At 41.7% G+C, this 26,338-nt stretch carries 8 protein-coding genes; 2 read left to right on the forward strand and 6 right to left on the reverse strand.

Annotated elements, in window-relative coordinates:
- Positions 1-16: 16 nt before the first annotated feature.
- Positions 17-3,904: a glycoside hydrolase family 66 protein gene (locus tag GMC92_RS08395; RefSeq protein ID WP_155200154.1), complete on the forward strand. Its 3,888-nt coding sequence runs from the start codon at positions 17-19 to the stop codon at positions 3,902-3,904.
- A 435-nt stretch (positions 3,905-4,339) separates the two neighbouring features.
- Here the strand turns inward: GMC92_RS08395 and GMC92_RS08400 are convergent, their stop codons facing one another.
- From GMC92_RS08400 to GMC92_RS08420, 5 genes are all read right to left on the reverse strand, one after another.
- On the reverse strand, positions 4,340-17,716 hold the full coding sequence (locus GMC92_RS08400; RefSeq protein ID WP_155200155.1) for an SspB-related isopeptide-forming adhesin: 13,377 nt from the start codon (positions 17,714-17,716) through the stop codon (positions 4,340-4,342).
- Between the two features lie 252 nt (positions 17,717-17,968).
- The gene (locus GMC92_RS08405; RefSeq protein WP_070590231.1) at positions 17,969-18,463 is read right to left on the reverse strand and encodes a beta-class carbonic anhydrase; all 495 of its coding nucleotides are present in this window, start codon (positions 18,461-18,463) and stop codon (positions 17,969-17,971) included.
- 143 nt (positions 18,464-18,606) lie between these two features.
- Complete coding sequence (gene radA, locus GMC92_RS08410; protein WP_338324056.1) at positions 18,607-19,941, reverse strand: DNA repair protein RadA; 1,335 nt, start codon at positions 19,939-19,941, stop codon at positions 18,607-18,609.
- Positions 19,942-19,961: 20 nt separating this feature from the next.
- Complete coding sequence (locus GMC92_RS08415; RefSeq protein ID WP_155200156.1) at positions 19,962-20,429, reverse strand: isochorismatase family protein; 468 nt, start codon at positions 20,427-20,429, stop codon at positions 19,962-19,964.
- Positions 20,430-20,438: 9 nt separating this feature from the next.
- On the reverse strand, positions 20,439-20,885 hold the full coding sequence (locus GMC92_RS08420) for a dUTP diphosphatase (protein WP_023919767.1): 447 nt from the start codon (positions 20,883-20,885) through the stop codon (positions 20,439-20,441).
- Positions 20,886-21,322: 437 nt separating this feature from the next.
- Between GMC92_RS08420 and GMC92_RS08425 the strand changes: the two genes are divergently transcribed.
- The gene (locus GMC92_RS08425; protein ID WP_155200157.1) at positions 21,323-23,164 is read left to right on the forward strand and encodes an LPXTG cell wall anchor domain-containing protein; all 1,842 of its coding nucleotides are present in this window, start codon (positions 21,323-21,325) and stop codon (positions 23,162-23,164) included.
- 240 nt (positions 23,165-23,404) lie between these two features.
- Here the strand turns inward: GMC92_RS08425 and pgfM1 are convergent, their stop codons facing one another.
- Positions 23,405-26,332 carry a glycosyltransferase PgfM1 gene (gene pgfM1 / locus GMC92_RS08430; protein ID WP_155200158.1) on the reverse strand — a complete coding sequence of 976 codons (2,928 nt, stop codon included), beginning with the start codon at positions 26,330-26,332 and terminating at the stop codon, positions 23,405-23,407.
- Positions 26,333-26,338: the final 6 nt, after the last annotated feature.

Here is a 26,338-nt window from a genome sequence, read left to right on the forward strand (position 1 = left end):
TATGTGGGAGAAAAAAATGAAACAACAAAAAAATAGTGTCTCTGAAAAAGGGCACGGCTATTTCCGCAAACGTAACAAGGCATTGGTCTCTATGATTACCCTTTTTGGAGCCTTGATGGTAAGCTCTGTTGTCATGGCTGACGAGGTCAACACCAATCCGACTTCTGAAATCCCAGCAACCGCTCAACCAGTAGCAACCAACACCAGTGCTCCTACCACTACTAGTGAGGAAGGTGCTACGACGGAAGCAACGTCTTCTCCATCGGAATCAACAGCAACTGTAACTGCCACTCAACCGGTCAGTGCAGCTCCAGCAACTACTTATAATACTCCAAAAATCACCAACGACGTCACCTTTGATAAAGCGACTTATAAAAGTGGAGAAGATGTTCGGATCTCCATCAACAACCCTGAAGTGGTTTCTTCTGATGTCACTGTCTCTCATTTAGATCAGGTCATTTATGAAAAGAAAAACGTTGAAGGTAGCGAGCTGACGATTCCAAGTACGGTCTTTTCACCTAATGCTGGATTTATCGTAGATGTCCTTGGTAAGAAAGCAGATGGCTCCCAAGCCTTTCATAAGGCAGCGGGTCTTGCTGTTGAAGATGACTGGACGATCTACCCACGTTATGGGGTGGTTGCCGGCTCAAAAGACAATCACAACTCCATCACCAATGATCAGGTAGAAGGCTACAAGAATAGTATTGACCAATTGGCCAATATGCACATCAACAACTACTTCTTCTACGACGTTTACAATACACCTGCCAACCCATTCCCAGCAAATATTGAAGGTTTCACTCAAGACTGGGCGACTTTCTTGATCCCAAATAGCGAAACAGATCCTGACAAGCGCAAGTCCTACTTACCTGTCATCGATACAGAAGCAGTCAAAGAGCTAGTGGCTCATGTCCATTCAACTGGTGCCAAAGCCATGCTGTATAACATGATTTACGCAGTTTCCCTCGAAGAAGGGGTCCCAAATGAAGTGAAAAGTGCCATTGTTCGCAATCTAGAAGACCATTTCAATTTTGGCAAAAAGGGTGATGTCACAGCGACTGATATCCAACAATTTCTTGATCCAGGCGATCCAAATTGGCAAAAATTTATCATTGAAGTCATGACTAAAGCCATGAAAGAAGGGAATTTTGATGGATGGCAAGGGGATACCATGGGATCTAACTGGGTGGAAAAAGTCAGTGAACCTGGAAAAGGCTTCTCTTTGAGCGAACACTATCCAGAACTAGCCACAGCTGCGACAGAGGCCCTCAAAAAAGAAGGCTATGACTTCATGATCAACGATATCTCTACTGGAGATGCTGATCGACTAGGTAAGACCAATGTCTCTGCACCTTATGCGGAAGTTTGGGGAGATAGCATTGCTTATGACTCTACCTACCAAGCCTTGACGCGCCTTACCGAACGGATGCGTGATTCATACAAGGGGAAATCTCCTATCATCGCAGCCTATACCCATCGTGGTAAAAATGCATCAGCCCTCAGCAAAGACAACGAATTGCTGACAGATGCTATTATCGCAGCGAGCGGTGGTTACCATATGACGACTGCAGCCCTCAATACTTCTCAGGATGCCAAAGGTTTTGGGGTGATCCAAGCAGAATGGTATCTCAATCAAAACCTACCAGTCAATGCTGATTTTGCCAATGCAGAATTCAACTACCAAGAATTCATCGTTGCTTATCAAGAGCTGCTCCGCGGGCGCGACACCTTGGCGCATGATACTCGTCGAATCGTAGACAATACAAATGTACTGGTGAACGGCAACTTCATCGGATCCAACCTGGATAATGCTGACGGGGTTCAACCTGGAACCGTTTATACCATTACAAAAGAAACCAAGACAGGTGATCGAATTGCTCACTTGATCAATTTGGTCGGCATCACTGAAAACAAATGGAACAGCGCTGTGAATACAACCGAAAAACTGACCAATATTCAAGCTTTTGTTCCACTCGGAAAAATTACAAAAGACCAGGCTGAACACTCCAGCATTTACTGGGCAACACCTGATGCTGTTGAAGGAAAATACAACATCAACCTCCGAGAAACAAGCGCAAATGTTTATTATGACGGAGGAGCTGGCCAATGGATGGCTGCTATCGATGTTCCGAGTCTAGATGTATGGGATATGCTCTACGTCAAACTCAATGAAGCCGCTCATGTTCTTTATCAAGACGAAAACGGAGTTGAGCTCGAACGTTCCAGTGACTTGGTTGGTCATACAGGTGAAAAGATCAACTACTCTACAAAAGAAACCATCGCCAACTATTTGAAGAAAGGCTATGAACTAGTAGAGAATGGCTTCGATGCAGACGGACAACCAAACTTTGACCGCGACGCTGACAACACAAATGAAGATGGGGTTCAAGAGTTTATTGTCCGCTTGGCACCAAAAATTGTGGAATTTTCTGCAACACAGCCCATCCAAGCCGGTCAAGTTGTTCCAGGAGACAGCGAGGGTCGTGTCTATCCAACTCCTCTAGCTCCAGCTGGTCAAACAACGGCTGATCTGGATCATTTATCTGAAACAGTGACCCGTACAGTGACCTATGTAACAGAGGACAACGATGGATCTAACCGCCAGCCTGCAGGAATAGCTGATCAAACTGACAGCCTTCATTTCACTCGCAAAGGTACCATCAATTTGGTGACAGGCGAGACAAGTCTTGAAGACTGGACAGCTCAAGACGGCACAAGCTTTGTAGCTCTTGAAAATCCCGTCAAAAAAGGCTATGTTGTCGTAGCAGAAGAATCGACTGATGCCACCTCTTCTGATCTGACAAAAGCAGGAGAACATACTGGCATTCATGCTGATGCAGCAGACATCACAGATACGGTCATCTATCGCCCAGTCGGTGCCTATAGGATCAGCTATGCTACTGGTAAAGAACCAGCCCATGCTCAAAAAGAGATCCCTTATCTAAATGATCCCACAAATCCAACTGCCATCGCGTCTCCTACCGCTATCCTTCCTTACGTGGAGGGATTAGAGCCAAAAGATGCTCATGGACAAGTCTTAAATCTTGTGGATCCACTTGACGAAACCAAAGGCTATCTTCTTCCAAGCCCTGATTCTCCAACAGCTGATACTGCTATTTCCTACGCTATCACCAAAGGATCTGTCAGAGTACGATTCCTCACTGAGGGAAGTGACACTGATCTGCAAGAGGCGCAAGACCTTGCTACAGAGGTAGATTTCGGTACTAAGTACACCAGTGAGGCCCCAACAGAAATCACAAAAGATGGTCGTATCTACCATCTAGTTGGACACCGTGCTGATTCTGCTGATCCAAGTGGCACAGTCACTAAGGGAATGAAAACAGTCATCTATGATTACAAGTTAGCTACGGGAACGGTCATCGCGCGATTTGTCATCCAAGATACTAACACTGAATTGCAACCAGAGCTTGCTATTGCAACAAATGTGGACAATGGAACCCATTACGTCGCTAGCGCACCAGATGAGATCTCCTACGACGGCCACATTTACGAACGGATCGGTGCAGCTGAACAAACTGGGAACGTAGAAGTGGGAACAACCATCTTGATTTTTGCCTACAAGGTCAAAGAAATCCCTACTCCACAACCATCCCCAGAAACAGAAAAAGAAGAAACAGTTAGCCCTCTTCCTTCCGTGACAAAAGCAAACACGACTGATGCTCATGAAGAAAAGGGATCAACACTTCTCTCTAACAAAGAAGAGGAGAAACCTCTTGAAACAACAAGCCAAAAAGAGGAACTCCCTGAAGTTGTTCCTAACACCCCTCAAGAAGGAACTCATCTACCTGCAACAGGTGAAGAAACCTCTCAGCTAGCCCTACTTGGACTTGGCCTCTTAGCAGGTTTGTCCAGTCTTATCCCTTACAAAAAGAAACAAGAGTAGATCCCAAACACAAAGAAACTTCCTATGGAATTCTGTTCCAAGGAAGTTTTTTTATATTTATACAACTCATTCAGAGTCTAGATCCCTTTTATGAGGGTGACTGACGACAATAAGGGTGTGAAGTACTACCACTCCAAACCCTACTGTATTCCAATTCAAAGTGGATTCATTCCCCTTGTTGCCGGCAGTTTGAAAGATCAAATTGCTTTACTAGTATACTGTTTTCTCTACTTCAAGTCAATGGAATTTTACTGAAACTAGTAACCGAATGAAATGAATATATAGAATTTTACTGAAACTTTTTCATCACATTTATGCATGTTTTTCTAAGTTTCCAATACCAAACAAAGAGGCCTTGCTCTTTCGAGCAAAGCCTCTTCCTGTTGGATCTAAAATTGTCACCTCATCAACAAGTTTGCTGATGTCACCTCAATTTTAGTCTTCGCGTTTTTTGCGTTTTGCAAGTCCCGCAAGGCCAACCATACCAAGTGCAGCACCTAACAATGCAGCAGATGCTGATTGTTCTTCACCAGTTTCAGGAAGTGCTGGAGCTGGAGGAGTTGTAGGTGTTGGTGGCGTTGGTGGTGTTGGCGGTGTTGTTGGAGGTGTTGGTGGTGTTGGTGGCGTTGTCGGCGGTGTTGTCGGTGGTGTATTCGGTGGTGTTGTTGGTGGTGTATTTGGCGGTGTTGTTGGCGGTGTTGTTGGCGGAATAACAGTGTTGTTAAACTCTGTATCTTCTGGCAACTGAGTAATAGCCGTCAATACTTTACCGTCTTTGTTAATCATAATACCCACAGTGGCAACCATCTTATCGTATTCGATGCTAGAATCTGTGCCACGGATTTCTTCTACATGGTAGAGATGAGTTCCTTCTTCACCACGTTTGAATTCAAGATTTGAGAAGGTGATCTTACCAGCCGCATCATTGGTTACGGTTTCGATCACATTTCCTTTTTCGTCCTTAAGAACGAAGCTGAATTCACCAGCCTTCAATGCACGACCTTCCAATTTCTTAGTGAATTGGAATTGAACCTTAACTGGAATGTTGACTACACGTTTTTCAGTTGGTTTTTCTGGTTTTTCTACAGTCTTCTTAGTTGGATCGTATTGGTGTACGATTTGTGAAGCTGTATTTTCAATGTCCACACCATCTTGAGCAGATTGTTTAATTTCTGCAGGAATTTCAAACTTGTAGTAACGTCCAAAGGCCAACTTAGTTGTGTCGATAACTTGTGTATTTTCTGCGTCTCCAAGTGACTTAGTCAAGTCTGCTTTAGATGTTGCAGTAATCACACCGTTTTCAACCTTGATATCAAACTTAGCTGTTACATCTTCTCCTGTTACAGAGTCGTATGCCTTAATATCAGCTCCGTTGACAGTCAAGTTTGCACTGTCATATTTATCTGTAACACCAACAGATTGAATATTGTGTGCTTCAGTGAATTTAGTTGTATCCAACCATACTTGGTAGTATACTTTATCACCTTTCTTGAGTGTCTTCGTATTGATATTTTGAGCTTCGTTGTTATCAGTCTTATCAACGTAAGGATTTGCATTTGTGTCCGCAACTTTATTCTTCAACTCGTCATCATCGTCGAGAAGTTTCACACCTGTAAGATCGAATTTAGATTCGTTCAAGATGTATTTCTCTGGGTTGAATTCTGGAGTTTCAGGTGGGCGAACAGTGTTATTGAATTCTTTATCCGCTGGATCCGTTACCTTAGTAAGGAGAGCTTTCGCTGTTCCATCATGAGAAACTTTAACTGTCACAACTGCTTTCATCGTGTCATAAGTAACGGTTGTATCAGTTCCTTTGACTTCTTCTACAGTGTAGTTGTAAGTTCCTTCTTGACCTTTCTTGAATTCAAGAGCTGAGAACTTAACGTTACCAGATGCATCGTTCTTAACTGTTTCAACAACTTTACCTGTTGAATCTTTAAGTACAAAGCTGAATTCGTTAGCTTTAAGCTCACGGCCTTCCAAACGTTTCGTGAAGTTGAATTCTACTGAAACAGGGATGTTCACAACACGTTTTTCAGTTGGTTTGTTTGGTTTCTTCACTGTCTTGCTTGTTGGATCGTATTGGTGAACGATTTGAGCTGCAGTGTTTTCAATATCTGCACCACCCTTAACAGTATCTTTCACTGTTGCTGGGATGTCGAACTTGTAGTAACGTCCAAACGCAAACTTAGTTGTGTCGATCACTGGAGTATTTTCTGCGTCTCCAAGTGACTTAGTCAAGTCCGCTTTAGAAGTTGCAGAGATCACACCGTTTTCAACCTTGATATCAAATTTAGCTGTTACATCTTCGCCTGTTACAGAGTCGTAAGCTTTGATGTTTGCAACATTGATGTCAAGCTTGTCTTCTTCGTAGTCATCAGTAACACCAACAGATTGGATGTTGTGCGCTTCAGTGAACTTAGTTGTATCCAACCATACTTGGTAAACAACCTTATCACCACGTTTCACTGTCTTAGTATTGATGTTTGCTGCTTCATTATTGTCAGCCTTATCAGCGTAAGGATTTGCGTTTGTTTCCGCAACCTTGTCTGCCAATTCTTTATCATCATCAAGAAGTGATTTACCAGTAAGGTCGAATTTCTCAGCGTTCAAGATGTATTTCTCTGGGTTGAACTCTGGAGTTTCTGGAGGAGTCACCTTGTTGTTAAATTCTTTATCCGCAATGTCGCCAACTTTCGCGATCAGAACTTTAGCTTTTCCGTCGTGTGAAACTGTGACTGTTACATTCGCTTTCATGGTGTCGTATGTAACGGTTGCGTCAGATCCTTTAACTTCTTCTACTGTGTAGTTGTGTACGCCTTCTTGACCTTTCTTGAACTCAAGTTTAGAGAACTTAACGTTACCATCTTTATCGTTCTTCACAGTTTCAAGAGTCTTACCTTCTGAATCTTTAAGAACGAAGCTGAATTCATTGGCTTTAAGCTCACGACCTTCCATACGTTTAGTAAAGTTGAATTCCACTTCAACTGGCACGCTGTTGACACGTTTTTCAGTTGGTTTTTCAGGTTTTTCAACTTTCTTAGTAGTTGGGTTGTAGTAGTTGACTACTTGAGCAGCAGTGTTTTCGATGTCAACTCCACCTGCAACGTCAGCTTTCACTGTAGCTGGGATATCAAACTTGTAGTAACGTCCGAATTCGAATTTAGTTGTGTCGATCACTTGTGTGTTTTCTGCATCGCCAAGTGACTTAGTGAAGCCATCTTTAAGAGTTGCAGTCATCACACCGTTGTTCACAGTAATATCGAATTTAGCTGTTACATCCGCACCAGTCTTACCGTCATAAGCTTTGATTGCTGAACCATCAACATCAACTTTAGCCTCATCGTAGTCATCTGAGATTCCTACTGATTGGATATGGTCTTTGTTGTTTGCATCAAATTTAGTTGTATCCAACCATACTTGGTAAACAAGTTTTTGACCTGGTTTAACTGATTTAGTATTGATATTCGCTTTTTCGTTATTAGATGCATCGTCCGCATATGGGTTTGCATTGGTATCTGCGTACTTGTCTGCCAACTCTTTATCATCATCTAATAATGAAGTTCCAGTCAAATCAAATTCTTTTTCGTTTAGAACATATTTTTCTGGATTGAATTCTGGAGTTTCAGGAGGTGTTACACGGTTGTTAAATTCTTTATCCGCAATTTTGCCTACAGTCGCTACGAGAATCTTAGCTGTTCCGTCGTGTGAAACTGTGACTGTTACATTCGCTTTCATAGTGTCGTATGTAACGGTTGCGTCAGATCCTTTAACTTCTTCTACTGTGTAGTTGTGTACGCCTTCTTGACCTTTCTTGAATTCAAGAGCTGAGAACTTAACGTTACCAGATGCATCGTTCTTCACAGTTTCAAGAGTATTACCTTCTGAATCTTTAAGAACGAAGCTGAATTCGTTAGCTTTAAGCTCACGGCCTTCCAAGCGTTTCGTGAAGTTGAATTCCACTTCAACTGGAACGTTGTTTACACGTTTTTCAGTTGGTTTGCTTGGTTTTTCAACTTTCTTAGTTGTTGGGTTGTAGTAGTTTACTACTTGAGCCGCAGTATTTTCGATGTCTACACCACCAGGTACATCAGCTTTCACTTTTGTTGGGATGTCGAACTTGTAGTAACGTCCGAATTCGAATTTAGTTGTGTCGATCACTTGTGTGTTTTCTGCGTCGCCAAGTGACTTAGTGAAGCCATCTTTAAGAGTTGCAGTGATCACACCGTTGTTGACAGTGATATCGAATTTATCTGTTACTTCTGCGCCTGTTACTGAGTCGTAAGCTTTGATCTTAGTAGAATCAAGTTCCAATTTAGCTTCATCGTAGTCATCTGAGATTCCTACTGATTGGATGTTGTCCTTGTTAGCTGCGTCAAATTTAGTTGTATCCAACCATACTTGGTAAACCAACTTGTCGCCACGTTTCACAGTCTTAGTGTTCAAGTTTTCTTTTTCGTTGTTTGATGCATCGTCCGCATATGGGTTCGCATTTGTATCTGCGTACTTGTCTGCCAACTCTTTGTCATCATCAACAAGTTTATCACCTGTGATATCGAATTTCTCTTCAGAAACAACATATTTCTCTGGTTGGAACTTAGGTTCTTCTGGAGGAGTGACACGGTTGTTAAACTCTTTATCAGCGATTGCTCCTACAGTTGCGATCAGGGCTTTAGCTGTACCATCGTGTGATACTGTGATTGCTACAGTAGCTTTCATTGTATCGTAAGCAACAGTTGCGTCTGTTCCCTTCACTTCTTCTACAGTGTAGTTATGTACGCCTTCTTCGCCCTTCTTGAAGCTGAGTGGTGAGAATGCAACATTACCAGCCGCATCGTTGCTTACTGTTTCGACAACTTTACCTGATGCATCTTTAAGCACGAAGCTGAATTCGTTAGCTTTCAGTTCACGGCCTTCCAAACGTTTCGTGAAGTTGAATTCCACTTCAACTGGAACGTTGTTTACACGTTTTTCAGTTGGTTTGTTTGGTTTTTCAACAGTCTTGCTTACTGGGTTGTAGTAGTTAACTACTTGAGCCGCAGTATTTTCGATGTCTGCACCACCAGGAACATCGTTCTTAACAGTTGCTGGAATATCAAACTTGTAGTAACGTCCGAATTCGAATTTAGTTGTGTCAATGATTTGAGTGTTTTCTGCATCGCCAAGTGACTTAGTGAAGCCATCTTTAAGGGTTGCAGTCATCACACCGTTGTTCACAGCGATATCGAATTTATCTGTAACATCAGCTCCAGTTACTGAATCGTAAGCTTTGATTGCTGAACCATCAACATCAACCTTAGTTTCGTCAAAGTCATCTGTAATTCCTACAGTTTGAACGTTGTCTTTGTTAGCTGCGTCGAATTTAGTTGTATCCAACCATACTTGGTAGTAGATTTTTTCGCCGCGTTTCACAGTCTTGGTATTGATGTTTTCTGCTTCGTTGTTTGAAGTTCCATCTACATATGGATCTGTATTTGTTTCACCATATTTATCAGTCAACTCGGCATCATCGTCAAGAAGCTTGTTATCAGTGATAGAGAATTTCGCTGTATTTAATACGTATTTCTCTGGTTGGAACTTAGGTTCTTCTGGAGGAGTCACACGGTTGTTAAATTCTTTATCCGCAATGTCGCCTACAGTCGCGATCAGAACTTTAGCTGTACCATCGTGTTTCACTGTAACTGTTACATTCGCTTTCATTGTGTCGTATGTAACGGTTGCGTCGCTTCCTTTAACTTCTTCTACAGTGTAGTTGTGAACACCTTCGTCACCCTTCTTGAATGACATAGCTGAGAACTTAACGTTACCAGATGCATCATTGCTTACAGTTTCAAGAGTCTTACCTTTTGAATCTTTAAGAACGAAGCTGAATTCGTTAGCTTTAAGCTCACGGCCTTCCAAACGTTTAGTGAAGTTGAATTCTACTTCAACTGGAACGTTGTTTACACGTTTTTCAGTTGGTTTGCTTGGTTTTTCAACTTTCTTAGTTGTTGGGTTGTAGTAGTTAACTACTTGAGCCGCAGTATTTTCGATGTCTACACCACCAGGTACATCAGCTTTCACTTTTGTTGGGATGTCGAACTTGTAGTAACGGCCAAATTCGAATTTAGTTGTGTCGATCACTTGTGTGTTTTCTGCGTCGCCAAGTGACTTAGTGAAGCCATCTTTAAGGGTTGCAGTAATCACACCGTTGTTCACAGCGATATCGAATTTATCTGTTACTTCTGCGCCTGTTACTGAATCGTAAGCTTTGATCTTAGTAGAATCAAGTTCCAACTTCGCTTCATCGTAGTCATCTGAGATTCCTACTGATTGGATGTTGTCCTTGTTAGATGCGTCGAATTTAGTTGTATCCAACCATACTTGGTAAACCAACTTGTCGCCACGTTTAACAGTCTTCGTATTCAAGTTTTGTTTTTCGTTGTTTGATGCATCGTCCGCATATGGGTTCGCATTGGTATCTGCGTACTTGTCTGCCAACTCTTTATCATCATCAACGAGTTTGTCACCTGTGATATCGAATTTTTCTTCAGAAACAACGTATTTCTCTGGTTGGAACTTAGGTTCTTCTGGAGGACGAACAGTATTGTTGAACTCTTTATCAGCAGGATCTGTCACGTTTGTGATCAAGGCTTTCGCTGTACCATCATGACGAACTTCAACTGTAACGACAGCTTTCATTGTATCGTATGTAACGGTTGCGTCTGAGCCTTTAACTTCTTCTACTGTGTACTTGTAGGTACCTTCTTGACCCTTCTTGTATTTAAGGGCAGTGACTGTTTCACCAGCTTTATTTGTGTAATCCACTGGAGCAAACTTGATCTTACCAGCTTTGTCGTTGGTTGCAGTTGCAATCACAACATTGTCGCTGTCTTTCAACTCGAATGTGAATTCGCCAGCTTTAAGATCGCGACCTTCCAATTTCTTAGTGAAGTTGAATTCTACTGAGATTGGAACACTGTTGACACGTTTTTCAGTTGGTTTGTTTGGTTTTTCAACAGTCTTGCTTACTGGGTTGTAGTAGTTAACGACTTGCGCTGCCTTGTTTTCGATATCTGCACCAGCTACCACATCGTCTTTCACTGTTGCTGGGATATCAAATTTATAGTAGCGTCCAAATTCGAACTTAGTAGTATCAATGATTTGAGTATTTTCAGCGTCGCCAAGTGACTTCGTGAAGCCATCTTTCAGGTTCGCTGTCAGAATACCATTGTTATCAGAGATATCGAATTTCGTCGTAACGTCTGCACCAGTAACTGAATCATAAACCTTGATATCTGAAGCATTAACAGTCAATTTATCCTTGTCGTAGTTATCTGTGATTCCTACTGTTTGGATATTTTCTTTGTTAGTTGCTGAGAATTTAGTTGTATCCAACCATACTTGGTAGTAAAGTTTTTGGCCACGTTCAACTGGTTTCGTATTCAAGTTTTCATCTTCGTTGTTGGCAGTTGTATCGACATATGGGTTTGTATTTGTTTCACCATATTTATCTGTCAATTCAGAATCGTCATCAACGAGCTTAGTACCTGTAATATCGAATTTCGCTTTAGAAACAACGTATTTCTCTGGTTGGAACTTAGGTTCTTCCGGAGGAGTTACCTTGTTGTTGAATTCTTTATCGGCAGGTTCTGTCACGTTTGTGATCAAGGCTTTGGCTGTACCGTCATGAGACACAGTAACGGTTACAACTGCAGACATTTCATCATAAGTGACAGTTGAGTCTGTACCCTTAACCTCTGTTACAGTGTAAGTGTAAGTACCTTCTTGACCCTTCTGGTATTTAAGGGCAGTGACAGTTTTACCAGCTTTATTTGTGTAATCAACTGGAGTGAACTTGAAGTTACCAGCTGCATCGTTGGTTGCAGTCGCAATCACAACATTGTCGCTATCTTTCAACTCGAATGTGAATTCGTTAGCTTTAAGAGCACGACCTTCCAATTTCTTAGTGAAGTTAAATTCTACTGAGATTGGAACATTGTTGACACGTTTTTCAGTTGGTTTTTCAGGTTTTTCAACTTTCTTAGTCGTTGGGTTGTAGTAGTTAACAACTTGAGCTGCAGTATTTTCGATATCTGCACCAGCTACAACATCGTCTTTCACTGTTGTTGGAATATCGAATTTGTAGTAACGTCCGAATTCGAATTTAGTTGTGTCGATAACTTGTGTGTTTTCTGCATCGCCAAGTGACTTCGTGAAGCCAGCTTTCAAGTTAGCAGTGATCACACCGTTGTTGACAGCGATATCGAATTTATCTGTTACTTCTGCGCCTGTTACAGAGTCGTAAGCTTTAATGTCAGCCGCATTAAGATTTAATTTAGCTTCATCATAGTTATCTGAAATACCTACTGTTTGGATGTTGTCCTTGTTAGCTGCGTCAAATTTAGTTGTATCCAACCATACTTGGTAAACCAATTTAGAACCACGTTCAACAGTCTTAGTATTCAAGTTTTCTGCTTCGTTGTTTGATGCATCGTCTGCATATGGGTTCGCATTTGTATCTGCGTACTTGTCTGCCAACTCTCTATCATCGTCAACAAGCTTGTCACCAGTGATATCGTATTTCTCTTTAGAAACAACGTATTTCTCTGGTTGGAACTTAGGTTCTTCTGGAGGTGTTACACGGTTGTTGAACTCTTTATCAGCTGCATCTGTTACGTTAGCAACGATTGCTTTGGCTGTACCGTCGTGTGAAACCACAACTTTAACAGTAGCAACCATTGTGTCATATTTGACAGTTGCATCTGTACCAGGAGTTTCTTCTACTGTGTAGTTGTAAGTCTTACCAAGATCATCGCGACCGAATTCAAGGGTCTTGAAGACAATCTTACCAGCAGCGTCATTCTTCACGCGTTCAACTTCAACGCCGTCTTTCTTCAATACGAATTCGAATTCCTTGGCTTGAAGTTCACGACCTTCCAAACGTTTCGTGAAGTTCATTTCCACTGGAACTGGAACGCTGTTGACACGTTTTTGTGTTGGTTTTTCAGGTTTTTCAACTGTCTTGCTTACTGGGTTGTAAACGTGAACTGTTTGGTTGGCTGTATTTTCAATATCAGCACCAGCTTTAACAGATTCTTTCACAGTTGCTGGAATATCAAATTTATAGTAACGTCCAAACTCGAACTTAGTTGTGTCGATAACAGGAGCGTTTACTTTATCTTTGATAAATTCGTCTTTAGAAGTTGCAGTGATCGTACCATTTTCAACTTTGATGTCGAATTTATTGGTTACTTCTGCACCAGTTACTGAATCATATGCTTTGATGTCAGCTGCATTAACGTCCAATTTATCAGCGTCGTATGTATCAGATACACCAACGTATTGGATGTTGTTCGCTTCAGTGAATTTAGTCGTATCAAGCCATACTTGGTAAACCAATTTAGAACCACGTTTAACTGTCTTGGTATTCAAGTTTTCTGGTTCGTTGTTGTTTGTCTTGTCTACATATGGATCCGCATTTGTTTCAGTGTATTCATTTGTCAACTCATCGTCGTCATCCATCAACTTGTTACCAGTGATGTCATATTTCTCTTTAGAAACGACAAATTTTTCTGGTTGGAATTCTGGAGTTTCTGGAGGAGTAACTTTGTTGTTGAATTCTTTATCTGCAGTACCATCAGTAGCCTTACCGTTGGCATCTTTACCACCAGTTGAGGTAACGTTTGTAACAGTTGTCAATGAGTGACCGTTCTTGGCAACTTCAACAGTAACAGTCGCCTTCATTTGATCGTAAGTCATTCCGAATTCTTTGTTTTCAGGAATCACTTCTTCTACTGTATACGTATGAGTACCAACTTTCGTATTGTCGAATGACAATTCTGAGAAGGTTACGTTACCGTCAGCATCATTTTTCACTGTTTCAACTTTGTTACCAGCAGCATCTTTCAATACGAAGCTGAATTCGCCTGCAGCCAATTTACGGCCAGCCAACTTCTTAGTGAAGTCAAATTTCGTTACAACTGGAGAAACCACATAGTTGTTAAACTCAGTGTCTTCTGGCATTGTAACAGCTGCGCTCAAGATACCTGTAGCTGCATTTTTGGTTACATTAACAGTTACGACTGCATTCATTGAATCGTAGTCGATGTTTGTATCTGCGCCAGCTACTTCACGTACAGTGTAAGTGTGTTCACCTACAGCGTTGTATTCAATCGCATCAAATGTGATAGATCCATCTGCTGCATTTTTCTTGGTTTGGATCACATTGCCATTTTCAAGCAATTCGAATGTGAAGGCATCCTTTGTAAGCTCTTTCCCTTCAAGACGTTTAGTGAACTTGAATTGAGCTTGAGTTGCAGCAGGTGTGAAGGTATTGTTGAACTCTGTATCTGCAGGAAGAGCATTTGTTGCTTTAAGAACGTGACCTTCTTTCGTAACAGTAATTGTTACTTCAGCTTTCATTGGGTCGTAAGTCATTCCTGCTTCAGAACCTTGGACTTCTTCTACAGTATACTTGTGAACACCTACTTGTGTATTGTCAAAGGTCAAATTATCAAAGGCTACAACACCTTGTTTAGTATTGGTCTTGGTTTGAAGAGTCTTACCATTTGCATCTTTCAATACAAATGTAAATTCGCCTTCTTTCAACTCACGGCCTGCAAGGGCTTTGCTGAAGTCGAAACGAGTCTTAACTGGAGCTACTGCAAAGTTGTTAAACTCTGTATCTTCAGGCATAGTCACCTTAGCAGTCAAGACACCAGATGCAGCATCTTTCGTAACGTTAACTTTTACGACTGCATTCATATCATCGTAGTCGATGTTTGTATCTGTTCCAGCTATTTCACGTACAGTATAAGTGTGAGAACCTTCTTTATCGTAAGAGATCGCGTCAAATTGGATGGTTCCATCAGCCGCATTTTTCTTCGTTTGGATGACATTACCATTTTCAAGCAATTCAAATGTGAAGGCATCCTTCGTGAGCTCTTTCCCTTCCAATTTCTTAGTGAACTTGAATTGAGCTTGTGTAGCAACAGGTGTGAAGGTATTGTTGAACTCTGTATCTGCAGGAAGTGTGTTTGTTGCTTTAAGAACATGACCTTCTTTCGTAACAGTGATTGTTACTTCCGCCTTCATTGTATCGTAAGTCATACCAGTTTCTTTATTTTCTGGGATAACTTCTTCTACAGTGTACTTGTGCTTACCAACTTGTGTATTGTCAAAAGTCAAATCATCAAAGGCTACAACACCTGCCTTAGTATTGGTCTTAGTTTGAAGGGTCTTACCATCTGAATCTTTCAATACAAAGCTGAATTCGCCTTCTTTCAACTCACGACCTGCAAGAGCTTTACTGAAGTCAAACTTAGTCTTAACTGGAGCCACAACATAGTTGTTGAAGATCTTATCATCTGCACTTGATTTGAATCCACCTTCACCAGTGTACTTAACTGAAGCTTGCAAATCACCATTAGCGTCTTTCGTAACCTTTACAGTCATGGTTACTTCCATAGCATCATAGTCGACATCTTTATCTGCACCTTTTACTTCAGTGATGGTATATGTATAAGTACCTTCTTTTTTAAATGACAATTCTGAGAAGGTTGCCTTACCATCTTTATTTGTGACAGTTTCTTCCACACCAGGTGAAGATGAGTTTTCCTTAATCTTGAAGCTGAACTCACCATCAACAAGCACACGTCCCTCAAGTTGTTTTTCAACTTCTGGTTTTACCTTGATGGTTTCTGTCTTATCATAGTAGTAAATTGGTTGTTTGTAAGGAACTAAGGAGTTGAGCAAGTCAACGTTGGTACCAATACCATTTACCCCACGAACCAATTGTTCATTTGGAGAAAGGTGGCCAATATTATCTCCCAAGAAAGGAACAAAGACTGTCTTATACGGAGTGTAGGCAGCATCCCATTGGAAATCAAATGGAACTTCTTTACCATTTGGATAGTTTACACCTTTACTATCAGTGAAAGCAATGGTGTTAAGAGGAGTTTTCTTAACAACTAATTCTTCTTTGTTATAGTCACCAGGCTTGATTGGTTTGGTTTCCGCTAAAAGCATATAACCATCAGTGTTCAAAGTACCATCTGAACGTTTGCTTTGTTGTTTTGGATCTAGTAGGTAAACACGAACCACTACAGATCCATCTTCACCCACAATTTCCTTGATACGCTTAATTCCTGCACGCTCAGCATCCATGAATTTCGTACCAACTTTGTAGGGACGACTTACATAACCCGAAGTCGTATCTGGATCAGCTGTTTGATATAGTTTATAGGCTGTTTCTCTAGTGATTTTATCTGTGAGTTCTTCAGTCTTTGTAAATTGACGTTCCCCAGAAGCTGTGAAGTTTTGACCCTCCATAGCTTTCAGAGTATATGTAGCTAACTCAGTTTCATTACCATTTTCTTTATAGTCCTGAGTTGTAACAGACTTACCAGTTGCTTTATAAGTAGGGTTTTTCTGATCAACAACTTTATAGTAAGTAGTTTTTTCCACACTAACTGGAATCTTAAAGTTTGTATCCGTAACTCGGCGACCATTGTAAGCAGGTTCAACCGCATTGATGATATCGTTTGAGTTACGTGCGGCGTAAACAGCATCAAAACGAGCTTGCTCAGCCGGAGTCAGATTATGGCCAGCAGCAACTAAAGATTGAATCTCTGATCCAACTTCAAATCCCATTTGAATGAATGGTTGATCTGTCTTACCGGGTCCTTGACCAGCACCTGCTTGGTAATCCACTTGTAGTGTCAACTCTTTATTGGATTTTTGACCTGTTGTAGTGAATTTTTGAACACCACTTGTTGCAGTGACTGTGTGTGTTTCTACTACATTACCCGTATTTTTATCAATCAATTCAACCTTAGTATCTGTTGAAGTGTCAAAGTTCTTGTATGCACGTGCATAGTAGTTTGTATTATAACGGGCATTGAATTCTGTAAGATTCCAGATACCATAAGTATAGAAGTCTCCTTCTTTAGCTTGGTAGCCAGCTGGAATTGTTTGAGAGTGTACAGATGCCCCGTTAGGATCTGTCATGTCTGGATTTGCAGCAACTTTATCAGCTATAGTCGTTACAACATCAAGTGGCGCTACGTTATGGTCTGTCAAAGCACGTTTACCACGACGGCTACGACTTGTTGCCAAAGCACCAGCATTCGTCAAATCAGTTGAAGCTCGATCAAGTACTGCACTACGATCTTCAGTTACTGCCCGATCTTCTGTAGAACCTTCAGTGCCACGAAGTGAAGTTGGCTTCACTGTACGATTGAGAGCCATAGGAGTTTCTCCTGGTGCTTCACTTGCAGCTGGTGCTTCTGAGTTTTCACTCGCGGCAGCACTGGTTGCAGTAGGTTTTGCTGTAGCAGCCGCTGTTGTAGAAGCTGGTTTAGAGCTTGACTCTTGTTTCTTCTCTACAGGTTTGCTGGTTTCTGATGACGCTGTCGTTTTTGGAGCTTCTTCAGATTTTTTAGTTTCAGCTTTTGCTTCTTTTTTAGTCTCAGCTTTTGCTTCCTTGCTTTCTGTAGCAGCTACTTTCTCAGCTACTTCAGATTTTTCAGTCGCTGAAGCTGGTGCTTCCGAAGTTGAAACAGAATTAGAAAGGTCTACTTTTAGTGCAGGTGCTCCCTGACCATAGACTGTGGAAGCAGCTGGTGCTTCTGTTTGACTTGACTCTGTTGGAGCAGGTTGTACTGCTTCTGAAGTTGCTGTTCCTGCAGATTCAGAAGGTGCTGTTGCTTCATCCGCTGACGCAGATTGAGCTCCTGCAGCAAAGAGTGCCGTTCCTAAAAGAACTGAACAAACCCCAACGCTATATTTTCGCAATGAAAAGCGCTGACGCTTATTAAATACATCCTTCATTTATAGGATCTCCTTTTTCATATTTCATGATTCCATGATACAAATAAAATTGTAACATCCTTGACATCGAGAGTCAATCTGTTGAAATTAATTTGTAATATTCTTGTTAAAATGTCATATTATACCACATATTTTTTAATAATTTGTGCTAAATTGTCACATTTTTTCCTATCCGGTTCACTTTTTTTATACCAAAAAAGAAGAATACGGGAAAACAAAGATTATTCTATCTTCCTATACTCTTCTCTATGATTATTTCACTTCTGAAATCAAACCAGTATCCACATCATACACAGCTCCTGAAATCACCACATCCTCTGGAATCAAAGGAGAAGCTTTTAAAAGCTCCATATCTTCACGGACGCTTTCTTCAACATCTTGAAAGGGTAGGAAATCACGATCTCCCACATCCACTCCCAATTCTTTCTTGAGATGCTGACGGAAGCTCTCGTTTTCAAAGGTCTGAGCACCACAGTCTGTATGGTGCAAGACCACAATTTCACGGGTCCCCATCTGTTGCTGGGAAATGACCAAGGAGCGGATCATGTCATCGGTCACGCGTCCCCCAGCATTCCGCAAAATGTGGGCATCTCCAAGAGCCAGACCTAGTGCAGGCGCCACGTGAAGCCGGGAATCCATACAGGTCACGATGGCGACTTGTGTTTTGGGCTTAATCGGAAGACGGAGGTCTCCATGCAACGCCACATAAGCTTGGTTGGCTGTTAAAAAATTATCAAAATAAGACATGGTCTCTCCTTTATTCCTTTGAAATTCAAATCATCTATTATTTTACCACATCCGATCCTTTCTGTCAGGGGATACCTCCTGTCATCTGTCACATCTGAAAAAAAGCCTTAAACTTCCCGTTTAAGACTTTTCTACTATTAAAATTAAAATACTTTCTTCAAGACTTCAGACAGTGTACTCACACCGACCACTTCGATCCCTGATGGTGTCGAAATCCCCGTCAGAGAATTTTTCGGAACATAAATCTTGGTAAAACCGAGCTTGGCAGCTTCATTGATCCGTTGTTCGATCCGGTTGACCCGACGAACTTCTCCCGTCAAGCCCAATTCTCCGACGAAACATTCCTGCGGGTTGGTTGGTTTGTCCTTGTAGCTGGAAGCAATGGCAACTGCAACCGCTAGGTCGATAGCCGGCTCATCCAGCTTGACACCACCTGCAGACTTGAGGTAGGCATCCTGATTTTGAAGGAGCAAGCCTGCTCGTTTTTCTAGCACTGCCATGATGAGACTAGCCCGATTAAAATCAAGCCCCGTTGTCGTCCGCTTGGCGTTACCAAACATGGTTGGCGTCACCAAGGCCTGCACCTCCGCCAAAATCGGACGCGTCCCTTCCATGGTGACCACGATGGACGATCCAGTCGCCCCATCCAGGCGCTCTTCTAGAAAGACCTGACTCGGATTGAGGACCTCAACCAGTCCACCTGATTGCATCTCAAAGATTCCGATCTCATTGGTGGAGCCAAAACGGTTCTTGACCGCTCTCAGGATTCGGAAGGTATGGTGGCGCTCGCCCTCAAAATAGAGCACCGTATCCACCATGTGCTCCAACATCCGCGGACCTGCCAAGGTTCCTTCTTTGGTCACATGACCGACGATAAAGATAGCGATGTTATTGGTCTTGGCCAGCTGCATGAGCTCAGCCGTCACTTCTCGCACCTGAGAAACCGATCCTTGTACTCCTGAAATCTCAGGAGACATAATGGTCTGGATCGAATCGATGATAAGAAAGTCAGGTTGGATCCGCTCTACCTCTGTACGCACGCTCTGCATATTGGTCTCAGCATAGAGGTAAAACTCGCTATCGATATCTCCCAATCGCTCTGCACGGAGTTTGATCTGCTGGGCAGACTCCTCGCCACTGACATAGAGAACCGTTCCCACTTGAGACAGCTGGGTCGACACTTGAAGGAGAAGGGTCGATTTCCCAATCCCTGGATCTCCCCCGATGAGAACGAGACTCCCTGGGACCACTCCTCCACCTAGTACACGGTTGAATTCCTCCATCTCCGTCTTGGTCCGGTGAACATTGATAGAGGTTACGTCCGTCAGTTTCATGGGCTTGGTTTTCTCACCTGTCAAGGAAACCCGCGCATTCTTGACCTCTGCAACCTCAACTTCCTCCACAAAGGAAGACCAAGAACCACAGTTAGGGCAGCGCCCTAGATACTTGGGTGAATTGTAAGCACAATTTTGACAAATAAATGTCGTTTTTTTCTTAGCTATGATGATTCTCCTTCTACTGCGACTCCTATAGAGCGCCACTTATACAATGTATTTTGAAATCTCTTCTGGTTGGCAACTCCGACAGCAGACAAATCGACAGAAACCTGATAATTCTCCTTGACAGCTGCCAAAACGGAAGCCTTGACACAGCCATTGCCATCTACCCCTATAAACTCTATACTTTTAGCACTGTTTCCCTCTAAAAAATTTTTTAAATCTGGATTAGTAAAGCAAGAAGCCCGACGCTTTTCAAAAATACGAGAAGATACAACCAGCAAGTCGGTCGCAAATTTCTTCTTTCTATCTTTTCTCTCCCAGAAAAAACGATTGAGAATATAGACAACTCGGTCGCTAGGATAGGTAGCAATTTTGTCATTTACAGCTGCAGTCAGTTTTTCATGATATGCTTTTCCTACAGCAACGTAATCTGACTGCATGTCTACAACTAATAAATAGTCTGCCATTTTATTCCTTTATTTCCCCGTACTTCCAAATCCACCAGTCCGCACGCCATCCGCCTCATCTCCATCTGCAATTAAGAAAGGAGCAAAGACAGCCTGAACCACACGTTCCCCGACTTCAAGGACGACTTCCTGGTCGGTAATATTTTTCATCTGAGCAAAGATATGACCTTCATTTCCAGGATTGCCGTAGTAGTCTCCATCGATAACCCCCACAGAGTTGATCAAGACCAGGCCTTTTTTGCGAGGGTTAGAGGAACGGTCGTAGAGATAGAGCACCTCACCCGCTTGCATATAGGCCTTGACCCCAGTTGGAACGAGGACGATCTCTCCTGGTGCAATCACTGTGCGCTCGGCTACCTTCAAATCATAGCCAGCCGCATGGGCCGTCTCCCGTTTTGGAAGCAAGTCCTGATTGGTATAGCTTGATACAAGTTCAAATCCACGAATTTTTGTCATCATGATTCCTCTTTCATTCTAAATAGTTTCTATCTCTTCTATTATACCATCACTTTGCCCTAGCGTCTCCTCAATTCTACTATTCGTATTCTTTCAATAAAAACTTACTTTTCCGTCCTTCTTTTTTGTAAATCTGTTGGTATTTTCATGGTTGTTTCCTGAAAGAGAACAAAAGTTGATGAAATCTCTTAAAAGTTCGTAATTCCTGCCTCATTTCATCAATTTTAACTTGAAGCTACTCATTATTTTTGCTATAATTCCCTGTGTAGGGAATAATTTTAAAAGTAAAATATTTTACCCTATAGAATTATTTTATGGAGGTCGTGTCTCAGCACTCAATTCTTATTACCAACAGATTGGATTTGAATGTTCCTATCTTTAAGAGTAATCAGGCATTGATAACTAGGCACTAATTTTTTATGAAAAGGGAAGATAAGATGAAGAATAGAAACATCAAAATTTTCACATTTATCCTTGCTTTATTAACGGTTCTCTTCACTCTCAGCCTGACCAAAACATCAGCCGAGACACCTGGAGTAACCGTTAGCGGTAAATTCGTGGATACGATTAAGAATATTCAAGTATCACGTGAAAAAGGTGGCAGTATTGATAGCCCTATCGGTCAATGGGAAAAGTTTAGAATCACTGCGGATTTTGATTTAACAGGCAAGGATGTAAAGGCAGGAGATACCACGGAACTCCTAGTTTCAGATCCCTTAATTATTGCAAGTCAAAGTTTTGATATCACAACTACTACTGAGCCTAAACAAGTAATCGCTCATGGACTGGTAGATAAAGATAACAAGAAACTTACGTTAACTTATACAGATTATGTTGAAAAACATTCTGATGTAAAAGGTGATTTCTACTTTTATGCCAGAGTAGATTATACGAAGCACCCTGAAGGAGGGGAAATTCCAATACAAGTAACGGTTAATAACCGAACAATCGTTGTGGGAAATATCCCATACAAAGGTGTTGGGAATTCTGAACCTAAGCTGTTGCTAAAAACCAGCGAGGTTCATAAGGATGATCCGTCAACTATCAGTTATGTGATTTCTATCAATCAAACAAAAGAAAGTCATCAAAATGTCACTGTAGAAGATCATCTAAAATTCACCAATGCAGAATATGTTAAGGGTAGTATTCGTGTCCTCAAAGGTACATATATCTATAAAGATTTGGGATGGCAGTTACCTGATGCAGTCGATGTGACGGATCAACATACGGTCACTGTTAGTGATGATGGTCAATCGTTCGTTGTGAATCTCGGAAATATCAGCGAAGCCGATCAATACCGTATCGTATATGATGTTCATTTAAATTACACACCAGTAGATGGGGAAGCTTTAGATAATGAGGCCATTCTAAAAGCTAAAGACGTTGTTGTTAAAAATTCAGAGAACTCATCAGCTATTCAACTTCCTGGCGGTTCAGGAAAAGGTTCTGTATTTACCATTAACATCCATAAAGTAGACGATGCAAATCAACCTCTTGCTGGAGCAAAATTCAAAATTGTTCGTCAAGCTAATAATCAAGTTATCGGTGAATATGTAACCGATAAAGATGGGAATATCACGGTCAATGCACTCTTAAAAGATAAATACATTTTAACGGAAACAGAGGCTCCTGCTGGTTATACCATTACTACTGCAGATACTCCAGTTAATGCTGAAGACTTTAGCGAAACTGATAATGCAGTTACGAAGACAATCGTCAATCCAAAAGAACAGACAACTACAACCACTACAACCACTACAACCACTACAACCACTACAACAACTACGTCAACTACGTCTACAACGACTCAAGAGCCTACAACTACAACAACGACGACTCAAGAGCCGACTACGACTACGACAACAACTGAGGAACCTACTCCTACTACCACTACAACAACTCCAGAGTCAACAACAACTTCAACGACAACTGAAGAACCTACAACTACAACAACGACGACTCAAGAGCCTACAACTACAACAACGACGACGACAGAAGGTCCAAAACCTACGACGACAACCACTACAACTACAACGACGACTACAACTACGTCTGAAAAACCAGTGCCGACGACGACTACGACAACCACTCCAGAAGGGCCAACAACGAGTACGACCAAACCTGGCAACCCAGGTGATTCTGGCACGACAACTTCAAACGGAGGTCGCAAGACATTCCTGCCAAAAACAGGTGAAGCAGTCGCTACTGGTGTCATCTTGATCGGTGTTGCTATCCTATCAGGAGCCGTCATCTTGAAACGCAAGATTTCTAATAACTAATCGTTCGCATGTGCGGATCATATAAAAAAGAGGCTGGGACAAAAGTCCTAGCCTCTTAATTGTTTTTCGATTGTCGAGCAAGACGCAGTGGTTGAGTGGGCTCTACTACGCTGATTTCATCAGCTTTACAGCCCTACTCAACTGTGCGGAGGTGGGACGACGAAATCGAATTCTAACGAATTACCGATTTCTGTCCCACTCTCTTTTTGTGTTGATAACTATTTTTGATTCTCTTAAATCCTATTGTCCTTCATCACTTCTACTTCTTCTCATTTGAATGACAAGGTAAGCAACGGAAACAATGGATAGCAAGGCACCCAGGATCACTCCTTTTTGTCTAAAGACGAATTCAACCTTATGATTTCCCTTTGAGATTGGGAACGATAAGAATGCATTCCATGCTTTTTCAGTTTTGACAAACTTCCCATCCACTTTCACTTTCCAGCCATCGCTGTATGGAATGGAAGTCATCATATAGTTACTATCGTCTGTGATAGACACATCACCAACAATATGGGTATTTGAAAACTTGGTTACATGTAAACCTTGTTTCTTCCGGTTTTCTAATACCTGTTGAATTTGATCAACATCAGCGCGATAAACACCTGCGTTGCTCATATCGATATGATCTGTTCTAAATCTAAATTCAATAACGGTTTCTTGGTTTTCAGTTTGATCTGTCAACTGCCAAATTTGTCTTTGCGTGAAAATTTTAGCATTGAGCAACCATTTATTATTGAGTAAAACCGAGTAATCTTGGTTTTGGATCAAAGATACAGGAGTAAAGAAATAATAGGTGTAATTGGTACGTGGAGTGACCTTATAACGAATAATGGCATCTTTTGATGAATCCGCTCTCTTATAGATGGCTTCTCCCGTTTCCTTATTGACCTTTTCTTCAATCACATTTTCGGTTTCGATCGAGCTGAACGCCAACGGTTTAAAGTACTCAACGGTATCATTATTGGCCTTTTGATGTCCCTCCATGGAGTTCAAAATAATATTCTGGTTAGCAAAGGCATTATTGGCACCAAATTGAATATTCCTTACCAGACTGTTCGTCCCGTATGCAAGTGGGAAGGAATTTGGATTCTTATAGACGACATAACGCTTATCCTCATAGACCTTGTCTGTGAAATAGCGATGCAGATCAAAGCGGTCTGTAAATCGATAAAAGTACATCTTATCTGGATTGGCTTCAATCTCTTTGGGATCAAAATCCTTGGCACTCATAAAGTAACGAACACCATATAAAGCATCTGTCAAAGGTGTCCCATTTGAATATTGAGTCGCCGCATTGACACCAAGATCTCCCATGAAAGCAAAGTGATCCATGGTGCTACGTTCCAAACTTGAGCTAAAGGTACTTAGACCCGGATAGGACACCAAGGAAGGAACTGTTCTGGAATAGGCAAAATCTGTGGCAATCCGATAGAATTTTTGATCTGCATTTTCTTGGATATTGTCTGTCACGCGCTTGACCGAAACGGTCGCATCTGCAAACTTGTGCACATCATCATACCCAAATGTTACTTGGGACAAATACGCATTATAGCCAAACTCAAAGATTGTGAGCACAGATACGACAATCATGGATAAACGTGAGATCTTAAAGTTTAGGATGAAGAGAATGCTCAAGTAGAGCATCGCTGTAATCCCCACTTGCGACAAGAGATAGCCTGTCTTTAATAAGACAGCAGCTAACACTAAGATGACCGTTGCTAGAGCCATTCGAATCATTTTTTCCAATTGGCTCTTCTGAGATTTTTCCCAATACGCATAGAAGATGAAGCAGGTCACCGCTGCTATTCCCAGAACACTTAGAATAGAGAACTTAGAGAGGAAACGGCTGATCGCTTGCGGTTGAGTCTTTGAGATAAAACTATACTGGTGGAAATAGAGATAGACTACCGACAAGAGCAAGCCCAAGCCGATGATGCAGTTGGTTCGTTTGGAAATAACGATCTTCTGCTTCATCGCTTGATAAGCTAGGACTAGCATAAAGAATGAAAACAGCCAAGAAAAACGGAAGAAGAAACCGGCTGGGTTTTGTCCCATATGCCATATCTTACTGACAAATTCATTGACAAAGGAAATCAGGAAAATGAGGGTAACAATCCCTGCAGCCCATTTTTTGGCTTTTCCAACTTTTTGCGATAGGAAATAAAAGATAAAACCAAGAAAACCAAGCGCTCCAATATAAATATTGGGAAGGTTGGGACCCGCTGACCATCCTGAGGTTGTATCAAAGCCACCAACAACCAACTTAGAAAGAATATCTAAGGGGTTAATTTGGAAGGCAAATGAGAAGGTCATGCCTCCGCCAACTTGCCCCTTACTTTCAATCAGGTTGAAAAACACTGGCAAGAGCAAGACTGAGGCTGTTGCAATCCCAATAATCGAATAGATCACCGCTTGCAGTAAAGGGATACTAAAGTTTTTAATCTTTGTCTTCAGATCCCCCTCAATCAGCAATCTTGGTGATACATAGTAGCAGGCGTACAGAGCGATGAAAATGGAGATCATATAGCCCATGTAAAACTGAAGCAAGACCGTCAATCCCAGAGCAAAAGCATAGCGATAAGGAGATTTCCCATCTAATAGTTCTTCCAAATACACAATCACAATAGGAAGCATGATCATGGCATCATAGAAGATGACGTTCATCTGATAGGAAACCAACATCCCTGACAAGGCATAGGCCGTCGAGAATAATGGAACCAACCATTTTCTAGATTCTAATCCTTTGTAGCGCTTGATTAAAAGGAAAGCAAAGGATAGACCGATTGCCCCGTAGCGGAGCCAAATGGTTAAAAATACTGCTGCCCCAAAATATTTGAGGGGAGCTAGAATGTAGATGATGTTGAAGGGACTCATTAAATAGTAGCCGAGCACACCGATCATATCTCCACCAAGAGACTTGGTGAAAGAATAACTCAAACTAGATAGATCCCCCGTTAAGATGGCATTTTTTAGCAAGCCAAAGAAACTGATATATTGCTGTCCAAAGTCAACAGCCATCAGACTCTTGCTTCCAAAAGGATACATCCCTATAAAAGCCCACACAATGAGCATGATGGTCATTGGGAGCAGGGCACTTGCAGCATAGAGAACTTTCTTTGGATGTTTTTTCCAAAACTCTTGCCAACGCATGAACCAGATTAACATGTTTTC

The sequence above is a fragment of the Streptococcus parasanguinis genome (assembly GCF_009717775.1).
GTDB classification, from domain to species: domain Bacteria; phylum Bacillota; class Bacilli; order Lactobacillales; family Streptococcaceae; genus Streptococcus; species Streptococcus parasanguinis_AG.

Bases quoted from the DNA above. Each gene is read 5' to 3' on its own strand.
- GMC92_RS08395 (WP_155200154.1), top strand. From the start codon at position 17: ATGAAACAACAAAAAAATAGTGTCTCTGAAAAAGGGCACGGCTATTTC.
- GMC92_RS08400 (WP_155200155.1), bottom strand. From the start codon at position 17,716: ATGAAGGATGTATTTAATAAGCGTCAGCGCTTTTCATTGCGAAAATAT.
- GMC92_RS08405 (WP_070590231.1), bottom strand. From the start codon at position 18,463: ATGTCTTATTTTGATAATTTTTTAACAGCCAACCAAGCTTATGTGGCG.
- GMC92_RS08415 (WP_155200156.1), bottom strand. From the start codon at position 20,429: ATGGCAGACTATTTATTAGTTGTAGACATGCAGTCAGATTACGTTGCT.
- GMC92_RS08420 (WP_023919767.1), bottom strand. From the start codon at position 20,885: ATGACAAAAATTCGTGGATTTGAACTTGTATCAAGCTATACCAATCAG.
- GMC92_RS08425 (WP_155200157.1), top strand. From the start codon at position 21,323: ATGAAGAATAGAAACATCAAAATTTTCACATTTATCCTTGCTTTATTA.
- pgfM1 (WP_155200158.1), bottom strand. From the start codon at position 26,332: ATGTTAATCTGGTTCATGCGTTGGCAAGAGTTTTGGAAAAAACATCCA.